This window comes from Acidovorax sp. NO-1 (assembly GCF_000238595.1).
Classification (GTDB): Bacteria; Pseudomonadota; Gammaproteobacteria; order Burkholderiales; family Burkholderiaceae_C; genus Acidovorax.
Genome location: NZ_AGTS01000126.1, coordinates 1 through 450, shown reverse-complemented (window position 1 = coordinate 450; position 450 = coordinate 1). Strand labels below are relative to the sequence as shown.

General features: G+C 65.1%; 1 protein-coding gene. It reads left to right on the top strand.

What is annotated here, in order from left to right:
- A partial coding sequence (locus KYG_RS18730) for a hypothetical protein (protein WP_237707294.1) occupies positions 1 to 261 on the top strand: 261 nt, incomplete at its 5' end.
- Positions 262 to 450: the final 189 nt, after the last annotated feature.

Sequence of the window (450 nt, the reverse complement as noted above, 5' to 3'; positions counted from 1 at the left end):
ATGGCAATAGCACATGTGACTGTGAAGAAGCGTGTCGCCAACGCAATGCTGAAGCTGGGCGTCCAGCGCGCCCCACAGCTGGTGGCCGAGGCCATCAAGCGCCAGATCATCAGCCCGCTCTGCATGATGCTGGCCGCCTTGGTGGTTGCCCATGCCGTCCTCGATGAAGACCCGATGCGCCGCGACCGTCGCGCGCCGGAGCGCCGCACCGCCCAGGTCCGGATGATGCGCCGCGCCGAAGCACCTGAAATCTACGCCTGACCCTGGAGACAGCCATGAAAGACCTTTCCGCCGCACTCATCACCATCGCGCTGATGCTCGCCAGCTTCGGCGCCTGGGTGACCCACCTCTACCGCTGCTTCACCGAGGAGCAGTGGGGCTTCCTGATCGGGGGCGCCATCTTCTTCCCGGTCGCCATCGTCCACGGTGTGGGCGTCTGGTTCGGCTTCT